The sequence below is a fragment of the Bacteroidales bacterium genome (genome assembly GCA_016707785.1).
GTDB lineage: Bacteria > Bacteroidota > Bacteroidia > Bacteroidales > UBA4417 > UBA4417.
Genome location: JADJGZ010000011.1, coordinates 51,792 through 71,102 on the forward strand (window position 1 = coordinate 51,792; position 19,311 = coordinate 71,102).

Below are 19,311 nucleotides of genomic sequence, written 5' to 3' on the forward strand. Positions count from 1 at the left end.
ACCTTAAGAATATTCCTTCTGAAAAAAGGGAATTCTTAAGGTTTCAAATAAATGATAAAAATGAATTATGGTTTTAGAACCTGGACGATGGCTGTAGAATTATTATCTATCAATGCCATATCAGAACCATCAACAACCCCATCTCCGTTCACATCTTCTGCATTGTACCCAATCATCACTGATGTACTGGCGTTATCTATTGAAGCCATATCTGTTCCATCAACGATTCCATCCTGAGATGCATCGCCACCGAAAATCACCCATGTTGTTCCCATCAGTTTCATATTGTTCCCAAATACCTGGGTAGCATCTGAAGAGAAATCATAGGAAACAGGACCTGATCCGCTGAAAGAAATCGGGCTTGCACTCCATGTTTCAAGGCTGTTCCGGTGTTTGATCACTAAGTAATAGGAGTCTGTAAAGGCACCGGGAATAGTATTCACTGATAATGTACCATCGGTAAACAGATCAGCAGTAAAACTATAGGTTGAAGTATAGGTAATCGCATCATGCAGTTCAATTGTCAAAATGTCAGCAATTCCGGTTCCATACTTAGGTGAAGGAGGAACATCCATTGCCTGGTTCATTGTTCCTGATCCTGTATTGAATAATCCTTCAAGGAAAAGTTTTACATTAAGCGTCTTGGTTGCAGGAGGATTCACTGTTAAAATACCAGAAACATTACTGGTACCATCCCAATACCCCCCGCCGGTGCCACTATAGCCACCATACACATAATTTCCGGCACCCAACTGAAAACGGCTGGCATAATAATAGACACCAGGAACTGTAATTTCAGCACCCAGATTTGTTTTAAATTCATCGTTTGCACCGGATGCTGCATTATAGGTACCTATTACCCAGTTCGTCCAGGTGGAAGGATCTGTATTGTCTGTACTGTATCCTATCCATGACTGCAGTCCGTAAGCAGGAAGAGCAGAACCGGTTCTGCCGTTAGGAATATTAGCCATTGCATATACATCGTAGTTTGTTCCTGATTCAATAGTGCCCATATCAGGCCATTGAAGGTTAACCCAGTTAAGTTCACCAGCCCATGTGTGATTCAAGGTGGTACTTGTAGTTATTGTCGTTGACCTGTCTGGACCAGAAGCCCACTCGCCTCCTGCCCATGATGGATTCAGGAAAAACTTGTAATTATAGGTGCCCGATGGGACAAACAGTTCAATTGTATAACTAAGTCCTCCTCCTGAAACTGGCGATAAGAGTAACGACATGTTGGTTCCTGGTTCATTCCAGAAGGCTCCGGGGAAACTACCTGCAACAAAAAACCTGGTCAGTTCCGGGAATGAAACCACTTGCAGTTGACATATCAAGGTTGAGAACAACAGAATGATAGGTGGAGAAAATAATTTCATCACCAAATACTGTTTCAATGGCATTGGTTGCATAAGCCCTGGCATGATAAGTAGTCCCTGGAATCAAGGATGTTAAGGAGCCGGTAAATGCACCTAATCCCGAACCATCTACAGTAAAATCATCGTCCAGAGTTGGATTGGCTAATGTGCTCCAACAAATCCCACGGGCAGTAACAGCATTACCCCCATCGGCAATTACATTTCCATTAATACTTGCGGTAGTGCCAGAAAGAGCATCTATAGTTCCGGTTACTACAGTAAATACAAACCCATTCACTACAGATAACACACCAGAAATATTAGATGTACCATTCCAGAATCCGGAATTATATCCTCCATATACAAAGGCTCCGTCACCCAATTTAAAACGACTTGCATAATAATAGATACCATTGGTAGTTATTCCGGAACCAATATCAGCCTTAAACTCATCATTACCACCTACAGCAGTAAAATAAGGAGCAGGAACCCAGTCGGTCCATGTAGAAGGATCAGAGGCTACTGTGCTATATCCGATCCAACATTGCAATCCATAAGCACCACCAACAACACCAGTAATTCCATTCGGAATTGAGGCCTGTGCAGTTACCTCAAATGGAGTAGATGGAAGAATAATTCCTGAAGCAGGAGATTGTAAATTAACCCAATTAAGTTCCCCTCCCCATATGCTATTTACAACTGTATTGCTGGTTACATTTACGCTTCTGTTAGATCCACCACCCCATTCTCCAAAAGACCAGCTGGCATTCTTAAAGTGCTTGAATTCATAGGTACCTTGCGAAAGTGTAAGTTCCAGGGTGTAAACAAGAGTGGTTCCAACCTGAAGTAATTGCATACCTGGATTAGACCCGGGTGTATTCCAGAATGCACCTGGGAATCCACCAGCCAAATAAACCACGTCTGTTCCCGGGATAAAACCGGCAGCTGTTGACATATCAACATTAAAAACAACACTGAATAGAGTTTTGAATTCAATTTCCAGGCCATAGGAAGTGCCATTGGCATTGGTTGCATAGGCCCTGGCAAAATAGGTTGTACCTGGAATAAGTGAAGTAAGGAGTCCGGAGAAGGATCCGGTTCCTGAACCATCCACTGTAAAATCATCATCAAGTGTTGGATTATTCAATGTACTCCAGCAAATTCCTCTTGCAGTAACAGCTGAGCCTCCATCGCCGATAACAGTGCCGCTAACGGTTGCATAAGTTGTGCTTACAAGGGATGCAGTACCTGTGGTTACTGCAGGGGGTGCCCCATTTACAGTCAGAATTCCTGAAATATTTGTTGTGCCATTCCATAGGCCGCCATTATAACCTCCGTATACAAAAGAAGCAGATCCCAACTGGAACCTGGAAGCATAATAGTAAGTTCCGGCAGTTAAGCCAGTACCAATCGCAGCTGAATATTCATCATTCAATCCCGAGGGACCAACATAGGTAGCAGGTACCCAATCAACCCAGGTATCCGGATTGGTATTGCTACTGCTATACCCGATCCAACCCTGTACACCAGGTGCAGCTGTTGGCTGGCCTGTGGTTGCAGCAATATAAACCTGCCCGAAAACATCAACAGTTTCTCCTGGATTAATTGAGGCAGTAGCCGGAGATTGGACATTAGCCCAACTAATCGGCGCAGCTCCCACAGGGTAAGAGTAATTTGCGCCTCCATTGTTATTGACCTTGATGCTATGCATATCATAATCAAGGTTAATACTTCCATTTGTTGTAGTAAATGCATAACATTTAACAGTTGTGCCATCTGCCTGAGCTGGTATTTCAACAGTACCAGTTGTGCCTGTCATAGTAGCCGCCAGTAAGTTTGAAGTAGCCCAATTATCAGTGGAATAACGTACAAAAAGGATTTCTTCCGGACATAATGCATTTGAAACTGTAACTGTAACAATTACAGGTGTTCCGACGGTTGCAATCACAGGTACAGAAACAGTTAAAATATCCACAGGTAAGGCACTGGTTTCCATAAAAATGGCCTGAGAACCAGTATAGCCATTGTCCTTCCAGTTCATTGTGTACCATTTTCCATCTCCGATAGTAATGGTGTTATTACCCCCACTATTAAATGTATAGTTTTGCAGATTATTCATGCTCACTGCAACACCAGCCCATTTATTTCCCCAGGGATTTCCGGTGGATCCACTTGTGAAGAGCCATTCATAAGTACCTCCAACAAGGTCTCCTCCACTGGTTGCCACACTGAATATAGTTTGCCATCGGGTGGTTCCATTAGTAATTTTTGTTACTCTTCCTCCGGCTACCTGGGTAAAACTTGCTATTGCAAGATTGGCTGGTGGATTTTGCCATCCATTCCATCCTCCTGGCATATTGAGACCTTCTGGCTCATAGATCTGAGCCACTGCCTGCTTTGAATTTAGAGAGAGCATCATACCAAGGATGATCACAAATAAACTCAGCATCAAAGCTGATCTTTTAGTATATCTTTTTTTCATATTCGTTTTATTTTGTTTCTAAACTTATTAAAAAATCATCGGCACAAGGGAAACTAATCCCTGTGCCGACAAAAACGATATTACTTTATTGAAGTTTGTCAACAGAGTTATCCACAGAAGATCTCTTCTGTTTTACTGTTGCATAACCAGCCGCAAAAATCATCAGAAATACGACACCACCACCTATGGGTGCTGAACCGTTTGGATTCTGATTGCCTGTCTGGCCATGACCCGATCCGGGAGGATGGGGAGGTTCCTGAGCTTGCATAGGAACGCAAACAATACTTAGTAACAGGAGTAAAATGCCTGCAACAAAATGTTTAGCAGTTAATTTCATGAGTATAAAAATCAAAGGTTGGGTTTTTGGTTTATTTCTTGCAAATTTCAGTTTGCCTGTTGCACTTACTGGACAATTAACTTTTGAGTGACAACCCCTTGCCTGGAGAAAAGATTAACCATGTATATTCCAGGACATGAGGGTTTTTCAATAGTTAACAGCGATCCTGATTGCAGATTGCCTGAACGGATAATCCTGCCACTCAGGTCAGATAAAGTAACCTGACCACTAAGTGCAACCGGAGCTTTTATATTCAGTGAAGTTGCTGTTGCAAAAACAAGCAGCTGAAGCGTTTCTTCAGGATTATCAATACTCGTAACACCAGCAAAATGAAGAATAAAACGATGAGGATCTTCATTGTTTTCAGCTGTAAAACTATAAACAGATGTTTGAGTAAAATCATGAAAAGTACTTGTTTTAGTATCTTCCAGCATAATTCCGGGTGTCATTGGAAATGATTCCAATCCTTCGAGAGATAAAGTATATGAACCTTCAACCTTAATTGTGGAATTCACCGGGATGCTGAAACCCATGATACTGAATGGCATGGAGTTGATCGACAGATTCTTGCCATCCTCAAGAGTAGTGGCTATCTGTGGAATAGTCTCATCAAGGCTTATGAGCTTTTCTGCATCATAAAAATCTTTATTGGTTGAACCAACCTCTTCAAATATTACAAATGCTTCATCAAAATTGGTTTCGTTGCCAAGCGTAAGTTTTAGCTGATTGCTGGCTAAGGAGCTCTTCATCCAGTTATTGTTATGTACCCTGGCAGAATTTGGAAGTACCAATGAGGAGCCCGATGCTTTTACAAAGAAACCTTGTGTATTTGAAATTTTCCCATTAGCTCCGCTTGTTTTATGTGAAGCATCCAGGTATGATTCATAACCTGCTCCGCCCGACTTATTCTCGTTATAAACATAGTAATATCCTCCATCCAGGTTCGATTTGGTAACTCCATCCCAATCAATAGCGGAAGCGAAAGGATTTCCAATTAAATTCCAGGTATTTCCACCTGTCCCAAGAGTAACTGTCTGATCACCTGTAGTTAGTGTTCCTGCAAAAGATTTTGTAGAACTACCGGCAAAACCGGAACTATATGCCACCAGGTATCCTGTAGATACTCCAAATTGTGGAGTTGCACCAAAATCAGTGGTATTGAGTGACCAGTCAGAATTCTTTAGATTCAACCAGTTCAGATTTCCTGACACTACAGCTTCACTCCAACGATAAAAATCATAAGTAGCACCGGTAGTAGAGTTAAAGTTACCTGTTGTAGGTGCAAAATTCCCATCACAGATGTTCTGTCCTGAGACAGGTGATGAAATTAAATGCCACAAATTATCGCTGGAAATTATCTTTTTACAGTTGCAGATCCGCTAACTGAACCATTGGTAATCAATGATCCGCCGCTCTCAACGGTTAGCCCTGCTGCAGTTGAATTATTTACAAAGGCACCGGAAACAGTTAATGAATTTCCATCGGTAATTGTCACAGACTTACCATTATATACATACAAGCTAGCAACTGTAGCAGCTGATGATAGAGTAACATTATGCATAATGGCAACGTTGCTTGAAGAAGCTGGCGCTGAATCACCTTCCCAGGTGGAACCATCAGACCATAAACCATCGGCTTTACTTACTTTGCCAACAACAATAGTCGCATACGGACTCAATGTCCCGCTGTTTTCAGCCCATGAATCAGTACCAAAAGAATAGGAAGTGCCTCCATTGGACGCTTTTTTCATGCGATAAGCATAATAATACTTACCCGGTGTAGAAATACTGAGAGATGTTTTACATCTTTTATTGCTTCCATCACCATCCTGGAACCAATTAATGTCCACCCAGGTCCAGCCGGAACCATCAGATGAAAGGCCATAACCAAACATACTGCCTTCAGGATAATCCCAATCTCCTTCACCCCACTCAACAGAGACTGTAAAGGAAGCATTGACATCAACTACGATGTTCTGGCTGGATTGTTCCGGAGCATACCTGTGCGCCCAGGGATAGGAAAGCGCAACAATTGGTAAAAACAAAATTAAAACGAGTAACTTTTTCATGATCATAGGAAATTTGGGTTTTGGTTTTTGGGTTTTTGGGTTATTAAAAGTCTTTGAATGTTAAAAAGGAAACAGGGGCTTAGTCAAATGATGAATTAACTAAGTCACTGTATAATACTTAATTCAGTTCGTAAATATACAAGGTACAATAAGTTAATACAAATTTATTTTTCCCGCAAACGTTTGCAGAAATAAGTTTTTTTTTCGCAAACGTTTGCAATCTCAAATTCATTCCCACTTTTTAAAATTATTCATTAAGTAATTTGTTAATGGAAGCACTCCCAGATAGTTACCATTAAGCCAACTTCCTAAATTTTTAAGGTTCAAAAGTGTTTATTAATGATTATTTTAATGTTTGCTTTTAGATCGAATTCAACAATTATCACATCTTAACACAACTAAAATACCCACCAATTAACTTATCATTCATGTAATGCTGACTAACCTTATCAATCCATCCAGAAATTGATTTCATAAAATCTGGCATCATTAAAATACAATCTTTTCACCTCTCTTACAAAGTACAAGATTTATGGTATAATTTCAAATAGAAATGTTGTCCGAGATTCTGATTCCGGACAACTTTTCCGAAAACTTTATACTGGTTTCTTAACTTTGAAAAAAAAAATAATGGATCGATCTGAAAATGTATTGGAAATTGCTGTGTTTTCGCTGGAGGCTGCAATATTGGCCGAGAAATCCGGGGCCGACAGGGTTGAATTATGCTCTGCTCCTGCCGAAGGTGGCCTCACTCCAAGCATTGCAACTATCAGGCTGGCTAAACAACTATTGCAAATACCTGTTCATGTTATGATTCGTCCGAGGGAAGGTGATTTCTGTTATTCTGATTTTGAATTTGAGAATATCCTGCTGGACATAGAAGCTGCCCTGGAGGCCGGAGCTGATGGAATTGTCTGTGGAATTCTTTTAAAGGATGGACAGATTGATGAACAGAGAATGAAACTGGTACGTGATCTGTCATACCCACGGAAACTGGTATTTCACAGGGCTTTCGACATGTCAAATGACCTTTTTAATTCAATGGATTCATTAATAAAAACAGGAATTGATATCATTCTCACTTCCGGAGGAAAACAGACGGCCTTGGAAGGTGTTACTATATTAAAAAAACTTGTTCAGAAAGCACAAAACAGGATCAAAATTTTGCCAGGCAGTGGAATATCACTTGATAATGCAGAATATATTTTAAAAGAATCAGGTGCAAATTCGATTCATCTTTCAGCAAAAAAACTTTATCCTGGCAAAATGCTTTATAAGAATGAGTATGTTAGGATGGGTGGAACATTCAATGTTCCGGAATATGATCTTCTTCTTCCAGAGGAGGAAGTCATTAAAAAAATTAAAAATCTGATCAATTAAAACTAATACCCTGATATAATGTTGCTTTCGGTTTTATACATCCTTCTCTCTTTGGTCCTGTTGTATTTTGGGGCAGATTGGCTTGTTAAGGGAAGTTCCCTGTTTGCCTTCAGAAAAGGAATAAGTCCTCTCATCATAGGCTTGACCATTGTTGCCTTTGGCACCAGTTCTCCTGAATTGCTTGTGAGTATTATGGCCGCTATTGACCAGCAGGGTGGGATTGCCATTGGCAATGTTATTGGAAGTAATATTTTCAATATTTGCGTGATCCTTGGCATAGCAGCATTAGTTTCCCCCCTGAAAATCAAACTTCAGATCCTGAAAATAGATATTCCTGTTGTAATTGGCAGTACATTGATATTTATGCTGATGTTCAGGGACAGGTCTATTGACAGGTATGAAGGAATGATATTATTAGCTTTTCTGATCATATACACTGTTGTAAATATACATCTGGCCCGAAAAGAGAAAAATAAGGAGGTGCTGGAAGAATATTCGGCTGAAATTCCAGTCAAACTCAAGAGCAGGTGGATGGAGTATGCATTAATGCTTGGAGGGCTGCTTCTTCTTTTAGCCGGGTCAAAATTACTGGTATTTGGAGCCGTGGATGTAGCAAGAGCTCTGGGTGTAGGCGAAACAATTATCGGGCTTACCATTATTGCTGCAGGCACCAGCATGCCTGAACTAGCTACCTCCGCATTCGCTGCCTATAGAAAGGAATATGATATTGCAATCGGGAATGTGATTGGCTCCTGTACATTCAATCTACTGGGTATCCTGGGAATAGCCTCTATTGTGAATCCCATCTCAGCCCTGGCTATTTCCAACATCGACTTATATATTTTACTGGGAACCAGCCTTATCTTACTACCCTTTTTCCGGACCAAATTTACATTGAAAAAGGATGAAGCTTTCATCTTACTTTTTTTGTATGGAATCTACCTTTATTATCTTTGGCCAAAATAGCTGATCATGGGGATCAATCCAACAGATTATTATCTTGAATTAAGTCCGGTTGACAAATTCCACGTAAAAGTCTGGGTGCCTTCTGAAAATCCAGGAAGCATTGTTTTCCTGTTGCATGGACTAGCTGATCACAGTGGACGATTTGATCATGTAGCTGAGGCTTTTTGCAATGCAGGACATATCTTTATTGCTCCTGACCTAAGGGGGAATGGCCTCACTACCGGTAAACGCGGACATTTTGAGTCCATCGATCAGATCATTGGTGACATTGATTTCATCATTAATCATTTTCGGAAATCATGGCCCGATATTCCCCTGGTAATTTATGGACAAAGTATGGGAGGTAACCTGGCCTTGAATTATGGACTTAGACGACAAGCCTCAATTCAATTGCTGATCTCTTCAAGTCCCTGGCTGCATCTGGCCAATCCCCCTGCCAAACTTGTTGCTTTTGCCGGCAACCTGCTTGGATATATAATGCCTTCATTAACCATTCCCAATGGGATTAATGCCTTTGAACTATGCCACGATCAGGCGATCTGCAAGGCATATGAAAAGGACCCGCTGGTGCATGGGAAAATATCTTTAAATACTTATCGAATCATAACAGAAGCCGGTGTTTGGGCCCTGGAAAATGCTCAAACCCTGGGAATACCGCTACTCCTGCTTCATGGGACCAGCGATCGCATCACCTTATTTAATTCAAGTCAAAGTTTTGCATCAAATAATTCTCCATATTGCACCTTCAAATCATATGAAGGCCTGTTTCATGAACTACATAATGAACCGGAAAGAGAACAAATTCTTGCCTTCATCCTGAATTGGCTCAACCAACAACTCGAAAACATTCATTGAAAACTCACTCTTTACTATTCTATGAAGCAGCATCAATTCAGAATTAATAAATACCATGAAATGAACAACGCAAAACCCCTTGCATATTTTGCAATCACAATAGGATTTATGATTTTCCTGGTTTGGAGCTACATCTTACTTAAAGGTGCAGTCCCTGAATATAGTCATCATCCCACAGAAACCATGTTTCACCTGGTCGTAGAATATTGCACAGCTATAATGCTTATTATCAGTGGACTAAGGGTTCTGTTAATTAAAGGCCAGGGGGAAGGGATGTTGCTTCTTTCGATGGGAATGTTATTCTATACTCTGGTAAATTCTACGGGGTATTTTGTTGACAGGGCCGGTAAAGACATTCTGATCGTTTATGTAATTCTTCTGGTACCAGCCATCTATTTTACCGTATTTGCCTTTCATGGCAGCAGAAAAAAAAGTTAATCCCAAACACAAAACTTATGAATATCAAATCTGCCTCAATCATTCTGGCTTTACTTGGTTTTTTCTATCCGCAAATTTCTTTTGCCCAAAAAAACCCTAAGGAAATCACTGAAGGTACCCTCACATTTACTGTCAGAACACTAAGTAATTCAACAGGATATTCACCAAAACATGTGCTTTCCATCTGGATCAAAGATGAGGCTGGCAATTTCATTGTGTCAAAAAAAGTAATGGCAGCAAGCAGGAAAAAGCATCTTGTGAAATGGGTAGCTTCTTCAGCATATAATACCACCTCAGCAACTACCGGAGCTACACTGAATACACATCAGACTCATACCATTACCTGGGATGGCCGAAATGCAGATGGTGCGCTGGTTGAAGATGGGATCTACCAGGTCTGGGTGGAGTATTCCAGTGAGAATTCAGCTAACGGACAACCTGCGGGGCCTTCAACATCAATACCTTTTCACAAAGGCCCGGTCACAGATCATATCACTCCTGCCAATCTCACTTACTTTCAGGACATGATTCTCGACTGGGTACCCATGGGTGTGGGTGTGAAAGAAAGTCCTGCTGTAAATCCGGATATTGTTATTTATCCTAATCCTTTTGCTGAAAACACAAATATCAAATTCAGCCTTGATGTAAAGTCACAGGTTCAGGCCTGCATCATTAATTTTGAAGGAAGAAAGCAAAAATCAGCGATTAATGAAATTTGTCAGCCCGGCACCTACTCATTCGAATGGGATGGGACTGATGAAAACGGGAAACGGCTGAAAGCTGGTATCTACCTTTTACAGTTAACAATCAATGGGAAGAGTTTTTACAGGAAGCTAATCCTGAGATAATCAAGAACTCATTTCAGAAAAGTCATCAGTAAAAATTCCTTACTGGATTTTTCCATTGAGTATGACCGTATCTACCTTATTACTTCCAAAGGCATAAGGCATGAATTCCAAAGAAGGGATTGGTTTTGTAATAAATACATTCGCCTTCTTCCCAATCGCTATGGAGCCCAATTCATGACTAATTCCCATTGCATATGCAGAGTTTAGCGTAACTGCATGAATAGCCTCTTCCGGGGTCATCCGGTATTGAATACACCCCATCGACAAAACCAGTTGCATATTCCCGGAAGGTGATGATCCCGGGTTAAAATCACTAGCCAGCGCAACAGGCAGGCCTGAATCCATCATTTTCCTGGCAGGTGCGTGCACCATCCCTAAGAAGAAAGCTGCTCCGGGCAGAATCGTAGGCATGGTTTCACTGTCTTTAAGACTCTCTATTTCAGCATCCCCGGTAAATTCAAGGTGATCAACTGATAATGCCCCATATTTTACCCCGGTTTGAATTCCTCCGGAATAATCCAGTTCATTGGCATGTATCTTGGGTTTCAGGCCATATTTTAAACCAGCCATCAGAATTCGTTCTGTATCTTCAACCGTAAAAAACCCTTTATCACAAAATACATCTATAAAATCAGCCAGGTCTTCCGAAGCTACCAATGGGATCATTTCATTGATAACCATGTCAACATATTCACTTTGCCTTCCTTTATATTCAGCAGGAATTGCATGGGCTCCGAGGAAGGTAGCTTTGATGGTTAACGGTGAGAGTTCTTTCAGTTGGCGAATCACCCTTAGCATTTTTAACTCATCGTCAGTATTCAATCCATATCCGCTCTTGATCTCCACAGCACCTGTACCCAACCACATAATTTCTTCAAGCCTTTCCAACGCCTGGGCTATCAATTCTGTTTCTGTAGCATCATGCAGACGCTGGGCTGAATTCAAAATCCCTCCCCCCCTGCGGGCAATTTCTTCATAAGATAATCCTTTAATCTTATCAACATATTCAATTTCCCTGCTACCGGCATAAACCAGGTGAGTGTGCGAATCACAAAAACTAGGAAAAACCATCCGTCCTTCTGCATCTATTACCTTAATCCTGCTCTTTTGAGGCTCATCAGGATAAAACAAATCCTCCATTTTGCCAAATTCTTTTATCACCCCTTTGTCAATTAAAAGAAACGCATTCCTGATAGTATTTACAGTGGCCATCTCTTTTCCTTTAACAAATGGCCTGGGATCATATTCTACATTGACTAATTCACTTATGTTCCTGATGAGTATTTTCATAAAAATTAATTGGTAAAAAAATATTGGAGCCTTTGTTTATTATTGTACATCCATCATACAAACTGTGCGGGTAAAATTAATTAATCTGTATCAACCATGGTTCAAATTCGTTACAATACTTTTATTACTTTTGGAATCCAAATTCATCAATTGATAGTCAACAAATTCACAACATGAAAATGCGATCCTTTCTACTTTCTTTAGCCTTGTTATTGGCTGTTTTTCCTGCAGTTCTCGGGGGCATAGTCCAGAAAGAACAAGCACAACTCGTTGCTACTAACTTTATCAGCGAACGAATTGCCAATCATCAGGTTGACTGGAACCTTTCAGATATTTCCATAAAACTGGAAGCTGTTCTTGGAGATGAAAATGCGCCGTCCCTTTATGTTTTTTCCAATAATGGCGAAGGTTTCATTATCGTTTCCGCGGAGGATGGTCTCAACCCAATCCTTGGGTATTCATCTGCAGGAAGCTACCCTATTGAAGGGAAAGTTCCTTCTTTTGATGGTTTAATACAAGACTTCGTTTCCCAGGTACAATTTGTCAGGAGTCAGGCAAACTACATCAGCCTTGAATCACAGGCTGCATGGAATCATTATCTTTCACAGGATAACGACTCCTATATGGCTACTACTGATATGGGGCCTCTGATGACCTGTCAGTGGAACCAGGACAGCCCATATAACCTGTTATGCCCGGAGGACGCAGCCGGTCCTGGTGGACACGTTTATGCAGGATGTGTTGCCACTGCCATGAGCATGATTATGTATTATTACAGGTATCCTCTCCAGGGAATAGGCACTCATAGCTATTATGCTTCTGGATATGGCACACAAAATGTAAATTACAGCAATACCCATTATGATTGGGATGCCATGCTGGATGCTTTGAATGGCAGCAGCGGGCAGTGTATTCCAGCCGTTGCAGAACTTCAGTATCATGCAGGTGTTGCAGTGAACATGCAATATAGCCCAACAGGTTCAGGAGCCTATAGCGTTGATGTTCCAGCTGCATTAATTTCCCATTTTGGTTATTCTACTTCCACACAATATGCTGCACGCTCAAGTTACAGTGCAACTGTTTGGGAAAATATGGTTGTTGAACAACTGGATGCTCTGAAACCTATCTATTACTCCGGAACCGACCCTACACCTGTCACCGGTGGAGGACATGCCTGGGTTTGCGATGGATACCAGGTTAATGGTTCTTCTAAGCTTTTCCATTTTAATTTCGGTTGGGGTGGATATGGCGACGGATTTTACACCCTTGCTAATCCTAATGGATTTACTACTCAGCAAGGGATGATAAGGAATATTGTTCCTGCCACTAATTTCCCTTATGGCTGTTCAGCACATACCATTACAGATGCAAATGGTTCCTTTGAAGATGGCAGTAGCCTCCGCCTTGATTATGACCCGAATTCCGATTGTACATGGCTCATAGATCCAGCAGATTCAGTAAATGCAATTACTTTGACCTTCGTCCTCTTTGATGTGGATGCCTCAGATGCCCTATATATATATGATGGAGAAAATGATTCTGCTCCCCTGCTGGCAACTTATACAGGCACATCAGTTCCTCCCAATATTTCATCTACCGGTGGAAAGATGTTCGTCAAATTTGTCACCGATGGTGCTACTGAAAGTAAAGGCTGGTTAACAGAATACCATTCAACCTACCCGACTTACTGTAACAGCACTACCACTATGACCGCCGCATATGGAGATATTACCGATGGCAGTGGTCCAAACAATTATAATAATAATGCCATCTGCAAATGGAAAATTCAACCTCCTTATGCTATGGATCTCACCCTGACATTTACCGCTTTTGATCTGGAAGAAAATGACCAATTACTGGTTTATGCAACAGGGAGTTCCAATATCCTCCTGGCAACGCTCACAGGTAATGATATCCCAGAACCTATAGTTTCACCTACCGGTGCTTTCCTCCTTATGTTCAAAGCAAATGGATATGATCCTGCCGGTGGTTTCGAGGGTTATTATACAACCTCAAATGTAGGCATGAAAGAAATTGCCGGAATTTCAGGCATCAGTTTATCTCCAAATCCAGCTGAAACTTTCACCACTTTGCGCCTTTTGAATACAAAAGCACTTGATATGGAAATTTCCATCACTGACATGACTGGTAAAAAACATTTCACTGAAATGGTGAAAGGTTCAACCGGCAGTTTGGAAAAGACGATACAACTTGATGGATACAATTCAGGTATGTATTTCCTTAACATAAGCACTGTTCAGGGTACAACCTCCAGAAAATTCATTGTCCGCTAACCCGGTAGTGAAATAATTATTCTAAAGCCACCTCCGGGTGGCTTTTTTTTGTAACCAGAAATACAATACTGCGTCAAACGAACATTCTGATGAAGAAAGAAAAAAAATAAACCACATCTATTCATTCAAAACTAAAACATCAAAGTATCATGACAAATCTTTATCAAATTCTTCCTGAACTCGATATGCAGGAAATGAATTATATCCAATCTATTGTTAGAAATTTCAATGAAAACCAACTGGTGAATTTCGCCAATATGTACAGGGTAAGACGTCGTGACCCACAGATTGTGTTATTAACCGCACTTATTGGCTTTCTGGGAATTGCAGGTGTTCACCGTTTTATGCTCAACCAGATCGGGATGGGTATCCTCTATGTATTTACCGGAGGGCTATGTTTTATCGGCACTATCATTGACCTTATTAATCACAGGCAACTGGCTATGGATTATAATATCCAGGTCGCAAATGAGTTATCCCTCTGGATTTCAAAGATGCCTTCATAAAATTTTTCAAAGGAAAAAGGGTTTAAGAGTTAGGAATCGGATAATGCCTTAACTTTTTTCATACTTTTGGAGAAATTTCTCCATTATGCTCTTGAAGTTCAACCTTTTCCTCGCCCTATTCCTGGCCGCTACCTGCATATATGCTGCGCATGTTACAGAAACTAAAGCCCGCCAGGTTGCCTCAATCTTTCTTAATTCAACATTGAATTCTGATGCCAGGATTTCAGAAGAAATTGTTCCTGCTATCCTGGATGAAAACGGAAATATTGTGATTTATGCATTCAAAATTGAACCGGTAGGTTTTATTTTACTATCTGCTGATGATGCATCTTTCCCGATTCTTGGCTATTCATTCGAAAGCAATTATGATCTTAATAACCAGCCCGGGAATTTTAAAGCATGGCTTGAAGGTTATAATCAACAAATCAGTGCTGCTATTCAAAATAATCAGCAACCTGATGTGAAAACTGTTGAAATGTGGAACTCGCTTCAACAGAATTCCGGTAACCAGGTTTCTAAAGGGGTTATGACTACTGTTTCTCCACTCCTCACCAGTACCTGGGACCAGGGCTCTCCTTATAATTATTTATGTCCATCAGATGCCGGGGGATCCGGAGGACATGTCTGGGCCGGTTGTGTTGCCACTGCTATGTCGCAGGTAGCAAATTACTGGCGTTGGCCTTTGCAGGGGGAAGGATCGCATGGGTATTATTCCAGTTACGGATACCTTTCAGCTGATTATGGAAGCACTACTTATAAATGGGAAGAAATGACCAATGCATCTAATGGCATCAGGAATTTTGAGATGGCTCAAATCCAATACCATATGGGAATTGCAGTGGATATGATGTATGGTGCCAATGGTTCCGGAGCATACAGCGATGATGCTGCCAATGCACTTATTAACTATTTTGGAATGGATGGAGGGCTTCATCTGGAATATGCCCCATCCCCTATCAATGAAACCTGGAAATCACTTTTAAGAACTGAACTTGAAGCCGGCAGACCCATGTATTATCATGGATTTGGATCAGGCGGACATGCCTTCAACCTGGATGGTTACCAGGGTACTGACTATTTCCATTTCAACTGGGGATGGAGTGGTTCTTATAACGGATATTTCTACCTCGACAACCTGAACCCCGGCGGCAATACTTTTACCGAAGGACAGGGAGCAATTGTTGGAATACAACCCACCGGGAACTATCCATATTACTGTAATTCAACGGATACTCTCAGAAGTCTGAATGGTACCATTGAAGATGGCAGCGGACCAACCGGCAGTTACATTGAAGACCTCAATTGTGGCTGGTTAATTATTCCTGAAGATTCCATCGTAAGCATCACCCTGACTTTTCATCGGTTTGACCTGGAAAACGGGAGTGATTTCCTTACCGTTTATGATGGTATAGATGAAGATGCACCTGTTATTGGAGTTTTTACTGGCAGTGATGCCCCGCAACAGGCTGTCTCCACTGGTGGTGCCATGTTTATCAAGTTTACCACCAATAATGCAATAAATCAGGGAGGCTGGTTTGCTTCCTATAGTTCAACCAGGGCTACTTATTGTTCAGGGCTTACTATTCTTACCGCTCCCGAAGGTTCTCTCAACGACGGCAGCGGAACTTATAACTACCACGAAAACAGCCTTTGTAAATACAAAATATTACCTGACAGCGCGGAATCCATCACCCTGCATTTTGATCAGTTTGACACATTTGATGAGAATGATTTCCTCATGATCTTCAACCTGGAAAACAATGATCTTTTGCAAACCCTTTCCGGAACTAGCATCCCCGGCGACCTCTTTTTCAATACCGGAAAACTATTGCTTATGTTCCACTCTGATGCAGTCAATAACGGACAAGGCTGGAGCTTTTCCTATACGTCATCCAATCTAACAGGTGTCAATGATTTACTGAGTGAGAGCAACCTGAGGGTATTTCCTAATCCTGCCAACCAAAGTATCAGGATTACAGCAAACAACTTATCGGGAACCGGTTGTTTACTCACACTGTCTGATATGAAGGGTAACCAGCTTATCAGCGTTAACAGGCTTGTAAACAACAAGAAACTTGATGAAAACCTGGGTGTTGAAAATATTCCCGAAGGTGTTTACCTGCTGAGGATTGTTTCAGATGAAATGATCATTAACCGGAAAGTAATCATCAGGCATTGAAAGCATTAACCGATCTGAAAAGCCATTGCATCAAGCGATGGCTTTTTTTATATTTGTACTAAATTCTGACCTATGAAAAAACTGGTTTTCATCCTGCTCATACTCCTGGTTCCCTCATTTCTCATTGGAAAAACCGTTTCAGAAGAAGTAGCAAAAATTGTTGCCATCAACTTTTATTATGAAAAAGCCATGATGGCAGGCAATCAGGCTTCCACTCCACTGAATGCCTCTATAGAGAAGACATACAGAAGTGTATCCGGGATACCTTTATACTATTCATATAAGATCAATAGCGGAGGGTATGTCCTGGTGGCTGCTACCGACCTGGTAGTGCCCGTTCTGGCCTATTCTTTTGAAGGTTCCTTCGAACGGAATTTCTGTAATGTTTCCTCCTGGATGTCAAGGTATGAGGAGGAAATTGAACAAGCCATCACTGATCAGAAGCCACAGGATATCATTATAAAAAATGAATGGAAAAGACTGGAAACACTGGATATATCGCAACTCAAGGCGATTAAAAGTCCTTCTTCAGTGTCTCCTCTGCTGGTTTCCAGGTGGAATCAGGATAAATATTACAATGGTGAATGTCCTGAAGACCCTGCAGGTCCGGATGGAAAATGCTATGCAGGCTGTGTTGCAACTGCCATGGGACAATTAATGAATTATTATCGTTTCCCGGAACAAGGCCAGGGCAGTTATACATACTATCATCCTGATTACGACACATTATCAGCCGATTTTTCTGCCACACAGTATCTTTGGAATGGTATGCCCGGATCGCTAAGCACATCAAATCATCCCATTGCCAACCTGTTATTCCACCTGGGTGTTTCAGTCGACATGGATTATGGGCCTGATGGCAGCGGGATGTGGAACCATAAGGCAGCCTACTCCCTCAAGACCTATTTCAAATATGGGCCTGAAACCAGGTATTTCTTCAGGGATAGTACATCTATCGACTGGGATAGTATTCTTATTGTTAACCTTGACCAAAGAAAACCACTTTACTATGCAGGGTGGGCAGGAGTTCAGTCGACCAGTGGCCATGCTTTTGTTTGCGACGGTTACCAGGGGACAGATTACTTCCATTTCAACTGGGGGTGGGGAGGTCAATCAGATGGATATTTTTACCTGAACAATCTTACACCGGGAGGCAATAATTTCAATTATGCCCAGGAGGTGATTCCTATGTTTCCTGATACAGTGAACAATGTATATCCCGGTTATTGCAATGGCCATACAGAAATTAATTTTATACGGGGATCCATTGAAGACGGAAGTGGTTGGAATAATTATCAGCCCGGGTCTTCATGCAGTTGGTTGATCAATCCCCAGGATCCGGAATATGATTCCATTCAGGGTTTAAAAATTACTTTCGCACGAATGGATACGGAATCCGGTGAAGATGTCGTGTATGTATATGATGGTGATACAACATCTGCCCCTTTGCTGGGAACCTATTCAGGCAATACCCTTCCACCTGTCATTACATCCTCCGGAGATAAGGTACTTATAGTGTTTGAGACAAATGAAACTGTAAATATGGGAGGATGGTTAGCTGACTTTGAACCTATATTTCCTGTATATTGTTCCGGAACAACTCAAATCACAGAATTGAGCGGCAACATCAGTGATGGAAGCGGTGATAAGAACTATATCAATAATTCACTTTGCAAATGGAAGCTACTTCCTGCAGGCGCCGGTTCTGTTACACTCACATTTACCTCTTTTAACCTCCCTGACAGTCTTGATGTTTTACGAATTTTTGATATCGCTACAAACCAGCTGCTTGGGGCTTTTACCGGCACAGAGCTCCCTGAATCTGTTACTTCACCAAGTGGAAAAATGCTTCTCATGTTTTATACGAATAAAACGACTTCAGGTCAAGGATGGGAAGGATATTATTATAGTTCACTTGTAGGCGAGGAAAATCTGCTTCCTGAAACTTCTGATCTCCTGATTACCCCTAATCCATCTGATGGAGTTTTTACGGTCAAATGCAATTCTAAAGTAAAAGAGGATATGAAAATCAGTGTAAAAACATCGAAAGGGCAACTCATTTACCAGAAAAACTTCCAGTTATTACCCGGTTTAAATCAATTTTCTATCGATTTAAGCAGATTTCCAAAGGCTTTTTACCTGCTCGAAATGTCAACAAATCATCATCAAAACCAACAAAAAATCGTAATCAACTGATAATAAAGTACATATTAATAGTTGATTTCCAGTAACTTAGACTAACAAAAAAAGTCTTAGCCTCTATTTCTTTTTTTTAGCCTTGTATATTTGTATATTTAACACGAAATTTGCACT

At 41.1% G+C, this 19,311-nt stretch carries 15 protein-coding genes; 9 read left to right on the top strand and 6 right to left on the bottom strand.

The features are described 5' to 3' along the window. Positions 1 to 65: 65 nt before the first annotated feature. The 5 genes from IPH84_07625 to IPH84_07645 form a co-directional block, all read right to left on the bottom strand. Positions 66 to 1,316 carry a hypothetical protein gene (locus IPH84_07625; GenBank protein MBK7173090.1) on the bottom strand — a complete coding sequence of 417 codons (1,251 nt, stop codon included), beginning with the start codon at positions 1,314 to 1,316 and terminating at the stop codon, positions 66 to 68. Beyond that, a complete protein-coding gene (locus tag IPH84_07630; protein ID MBK7173091.1) occupies positions 1,273 to 3,837 on the bottom strand; it encodes a hypothetical protein in 2,565 nt (854 codons plus the stop codon). The genes IPH84_07625 and IPH84_07630 overlap by 44 nt, the downstream gene beginning before the upstream one ends. A gap of 85 nt (positions 3,838 to 3,922) precedes the next feature. Beyond that, positions 3,923 to 4,174 carry a hypothetical protein gene (locus tag IPH84_07635; protein ID MBK7173092.1) on the bottom strand — a complete coding sequence of 84 codons (252 nt, stop codon included), beginning with the start codon at positions 4,172 to 4,174 and terminating at the stop codon, positions 3,923 to 3,925. 65 nt (positions 4,175 to 4,239) lie between these two features. Continuing rightward, a complete protein-coding gene (locus IPH84_07640) occupies positions 4,240 to 5,514 on the bottom strand; it encodes a T9SS type A sorting domain-containing protein (GenBank protein ID MBK7173093.1) in 1,275 nt (424 codons plus the stop codon). A gap of 14 nt (positions 5,515 to 5,528) precedes the next feature. Then, positions 5,529 to 6,242: a hypothetical protein gene (locus tag IPH84_07645; protein MBK7173094.1), complete on the bottom strand. Its 714-nt coding sequence runs from the start codon at positions 6,240 to 6,242 to the stop codon at positions 5,529 to 5,531. Positions 6,243 to 6,872: 630 nt separating this feature from the next. Between IPH84_07645 and IPH84_07650 the strand changes: the two genes are divergently transcribed. From IPH84_07650 to IPH84_07670, 5 genes are read left to right on the top strand one after another with little or no spacing between them, the layout of a single operon-like run. After that, complete coding sequence (locus IPH84_07650; protein ID MBK7173095.1) at positions 6,873 to 7,622, top strand: copper homeostasis protein CutC; 750 nt, start codon at positions 6,873 to 6,875, stop codon at positions 7,620 to 7,622. A gap of 18 nt (positions 7,623 to 7,640) precedes the next feature. Next, a complete protein-coding gene (locus tag IPH84_07655) occupies positions 7,641 to 8,588 on the top strand; it encodes a calcium/sodium antiporter (protein MBK7173096.1) in 948 nt (315 codons plus the stop codon). Between the two features lie 6 nt (positions 8,589 to 8,594). Beyond that, positions 8,595 to 9,443 carry an alpha/beta hydrolase gene (locus IPH84_07660; protein ID MBK7173097.1) on the top strand — a complete coding sequence of 283 codons (849 nt, stop codon included), beginning with the start codon at positions 8,595 to 8,597 and terminating at the stop codon, positions 9,441 to 9,443. Positions 9,444 to 9,503: 60 nt separating this feature from the next. Continuing rightward, positions 9,504 to 9,881, top strand: coding sequence for a hypothetical protein (locus IPH84_07665; protein MBK7173098.1), 378 nt, complete (start codon positions 9,504 to 9,506; stop codon positions 9,879 to 9,881). Between the two features lie 17 nt (positions 9,882 to 9,898). Then, positions 9,899 to 10,729 (top strand): DUF2271 domain-containing protein, encoded by an 831-nt coding sequence (locus IPH84_07670; protein ID MBK7173099.1) that lies wholly within the window; start codon positions 9,899 to 9,901, stop codon positions 10,727 to 10,729. A 39-nt stretch (positions 10,730 to 10,768) separates the two neighbouring features. Here the strand turns inward: IPH84_07670 and IPH84_07675 are convergent, their stop codons facing one another. Continuing rightward, positions 10,769 to 12,019 carry an imidazolonepropionase gene (locus IPH84_07675; protein ID MBK7173100.1) on the bottom strand — a complete coding sequence of 417 codons (1,251 nt, stop codon included), beginning with the start codon at positions 12,017 to 12,019 and terminating at the stop codon, positions 10,769 to 10,771. A gap of 179 nt (positions 12,020 to 12,198) precedes the next feature. Between IPH84_07675 and IPH84_07680 the strand changes: the two genes are divergently transcribed. The 4 genes from IPH84_07680 to IPH84_07695 all read left to right on the top strand — a co-directional run bounded on the left by IPH84_07680 (position 12,199) and on the right by IPH84_07695 (position 19,194). Further along, complete coding sequence (locus IPH84_07680; GenBank protein ID MBK7173101.1) at positions 12,199 to 14,313, top strand: C10 family peptidase; 2,115 nt, start codon at positions 12,199 to 12,201, stop codon at positions 14,311 to 14,313. A 149-nt stretch (positions 14,314 to 14,462) separates the two neighbouring features. After that, positions 14,463 to 14,819: a TM2 domain-containing protein gene (locus IPH84_07685; GenBank protein ID MBK7173102.1), complete on the top strand. Its 357-nt coding sequence runs from the start codon at positions 14,463 to 14,465 to the stop codon at positions 14,817 to 14,819. Between the two features lie 85 nt (positions 14,820 to 14,904). Beyond that, a complete protein-coding gene (locus tag IPH84_07690; GenBank protein MBK7173103.1) occupies positions 14,905 to 16,998 on the top strand; it encodes a C10 family peptidase in 2,094 nt (697 codons plus the stop codon). A gap of 72 nt (positions 16,999 to 17,070) precedes the next feature. Continuing rightward, entirely contained in the window at positions 17,071 to 19,194 is a 2,124-nt protein-coding gene (locus IPH84_07695; GenBank protein MBK7173104.1) for a C10 family peptidase, read from the top strand. Positions 19,195 to 19,311: the final 117 nt, after the last annotated feature.

Excerpts from the sequence above, each read along its gene's own strand:
- IPH84_07630 (MBK7173091.1), bottom strand. The coding sequence starts at position 3,837 with ATGAAAAAAAGATATACTAAAAGATCAGCTTTGATGCTGAGTTTATTT.
- IPH84_07635 (MBK7173092.1), bottom strand. The coding sequence starts at position 4,174 with ATGAAATTAACTGCTAAACATTTTGTTGCAGGCATTTTACTCCTGTTA.
- IPH84_07645 (MBK7173094.1), bottom strand. The coding sequence starts at position 6,242 with ATGAAAAAGTTACTCGTTTTAATTTTGTTTTTACCAATTGTTGCGCTT.
- IPH84_07650 (MBK7173095.1), top strand. The coding sequence starts at position 6,873 with ATGGATCGATCTGAAAATGTATTGGAAATTGCTGTGTTTTCGCTGGAG.
- IPH84_07655 (MBK7173096.1), top strand. The coding sequence starts at position 7,641 with ATGTTGCTTTCGGTTTTATACATCCTTCTCTCTTTGGTCCTGTTGTAT.
- IPH84_07660 (MBK7173097.1), top strand. The coding sequence starts at position 8,595 with ATGGGGATCAATCCAACAGATTATTATCTTGAATTAAGTCCGGTTGAC.
- IPH84_07665 (MBK7173098.1), top strand. The coding sequence starts at position 9,504 with ATGAACAACGCAAAACCCCTTGCATATTTTGCAATCACAATAGGATTT.
- IPH84_07670 (MBK7173099.1), top strand. The coding sequence starts at position 9,899 with ATGAATATCAAATCTGCCTCAATCATTCTGGCTTTACTTGGTTTTTTC.
- IPH84_07675 (MBK7173100.1), bottom strand. The coding sequence starts at position 12,019 with ATGAAAATACTCATCAGGAACATAAGTGAATTAGTCAATGTAGAATAT.
- IPH84_07680 (MBK7173101.1), top strand. The coding sequence starts at position 12,199 with ATGCGATCCTTTCTACTTTCTTTAGCCTTGTTATTGGCTGTTTTTCCT.
- IPH84_07685 (MBK7173102.1), top strand. The coding sequence starts at position 14,463 with ATGACAAATCTTTATCAAATTCTTCCTGAACTCGATATGCAGGAAATG.
- IPH84_07690 (MBK7173103.1), top strand. The coding sequence starts at position 14,905 with ATGCTCTTGAAGTTCAACCTTTTCCTCGCCCTATTCCTGGCCGCTACC.
- IPH84_07695 (MBK7173104.1), top strand. The coding sequence starts at position 17,071 with ATGAAAAAACTGGTTTTCATCCTGCTCATACTCCTGGTTCCCTCATTT.